We start from the raw sequence: 1,879 nt of genomic DNA, 5'->3' as shown, positions 1-1,879 counted from the left end.
CAAGGTTACGGATGGTAACGTGGGGAGTACTCATGCTGATTGGTCTGCAAAAAGCAGTAATAAATTCAGAACTTCAGAATACCGTCAAGTCCCGAAAAAAGAAAAATCAGGTGCGGAATGACGGTTCCAGGTAGATGTATTGCCAGATATCCAGCTCCGTCCAGTTGGAGAGCGGGAACACGCGAATACTTTCCCCTTTGTTAATCTGACCGTTGTAGTTATGCCACAGCTCTGGGCGCTGATTTTTCGAGTCCCAGCGATGAAAACGGTCGCGGAAGGAGTAGATACGCTCTTTGGCGCGGGATTTCTCCTCATCACGCCGTGCACCGCCGAATGCAGCATCAAAGCCGTATTTATCCAGAGCTTGCTTCAACCCTTCGGTTTTCATGATGTCGGTATGTTTGGCGCTGCCGTGTACAAACGGGTTAATCCCTAACGCCTCGCCCTGGGGGTTACGGTGCACCAGCAGTTCACAACCATAGGCTTTGGCTGTGCGATCGCGAAAAGTGTACATCTCGCGAAACTTCCATCCGGTATCCACATGCAGCAGCGGAAACGGCAACGTACCGGGATAGAACGCCTTGCGCGCCAGATGCAGCATGACGGAAGAATCTTTGCCAATGGAGTACATCATCACCGGATTACTGAATTCTGCCGCCACTTCGCGAATGATATGTATGCTTTCCGCTTCAAGCTGTCGCAGATGCGTCAGTCGTTTCTCGTCCATAACCCTTCCTCAAGCCAAATTCACGAGCGCAGAACGTCCGGTTTGCCCGGTCTCCTGCGCCTGTAGACCAAACCAGGCGAGTTGATGGTGCAGTGCAACCACCTCGCCAATCACCAATAATGCCGGCGTCGGAGCCTGATGTGCCAAGGTCTCCAACTGCGCCAGCGTGCCGATGTTCACGGACTGATCCGCTCGTGTACCACGGCTAATCACCGCCACCGGCGTATCCGGCGCACGCCCATGGGCGATCAGTTGCTGGCTGATTTCCGCCGCTTTCACCGTACCCATATAGATAGCGAGCGTCTGGCGCCCGCGCGCCAGCGTGGACCAATCGAGCGCTTCACCGTCGGGACGGCAGTGCCCGGTAATAAACAGCACGCTTTGCGCGTAATCGCGGTGGGTAAGCGGGATGCCGGCATAGGCGGTAACGCCCGCAGCCGCAGTGATCCCCGGTACAATTTGGAAGGGAACCCCGGCTTTTGCCAGGTATTGCACTTCCTCACCGCCGCGCCCAAAGATGAATGGATCGCAGCCTTTCAGGCGCACCACGCGTTTACCGCTCGATGCCAGCGTAAACAGCAGACGGTTGATCTCCCCCTGCGGCAATGAGTGCGCGGAAGCGCGCTTGCCAACACAGATTTTCTCCGCATCGCGGCGCACCAGCTCCAGTACCTCCGGGCTCACCAGATGGTCATAGAGCACCACATCCGCCAATTGGATCAGTTGTAAACCACGCAGGGTCAACAAACTGGCGTCTCCCGGCCCGGCCCCCACCAGCGCCACATCCCCCTGCACCTGCTGCAGTTGATCCAACTGCTGGCGCAGGGTTTCTTCTGCCACTTTCTGTTGCCCGGCGGCGATCTGGTCAGCAAAAGAGCTATTAAACAGCCGCTCCCAAAACTGACGACGCGCACGCATCGAATGAAACCGCTCTTTGACCCGATCGCGCCATTCCCCCGCAACCCGGGCCATATCACCCAAACTGGCAGGCAGCAACGCCTCAAGTTTCTCGCGCAGTAAACGCGCTCTGAAGTTCTGAATTTATTACTGCTTTTTGCAGACCAATCAGCATGAGTACTCCCCACGTTACCATCCGTAACCTTGATCACTTAGGTCTCGTCGCTGCACTGTGCGATGAACTGAGTATTGCAA

The 1,879-nt window shown here is 55.9% G+C and carries 2 pseudogenes; both read right to left on the bottom strand.

Features of this window, described 5'->3' with window-relative positions:
- Window positions 1–124: 124 nt before the first annotated feature.
- A pseudogene (gene cysD, locus ACTBDZ_RS17400) lies at window positions 125–727 on the bottom strand (sulfate adenylyltransferase subunit CysD); the annotation flags it as partial.
- Between the two features lie 9 nt (window positions 728–736).
- A pseudogene (gene cysG / locus ACTBDZ_RS17395) lies at window positions 737–1,753 on the bottom strand (siroheme synthase CysG); the annotation flags it as partial.
- Between the last annotated feature and the right edge of the window lie 126 nt (window positions 1,754–1,879).

This window comes from Symbiopectobacterium sp. (genome assembly GCF_051710365.1).
Classification (GTDB): Bacteria; Pseudomonadota; Gammaproteobacteria; order Enterobacterales; family Enterobacteriaceae; genus Symbiopectobacterium.
The sequence above is the reverse complement of the archived record's forward strand: the minus strand, read 5'-3'. Positions and strand labels throughout refer to the sequence as shown.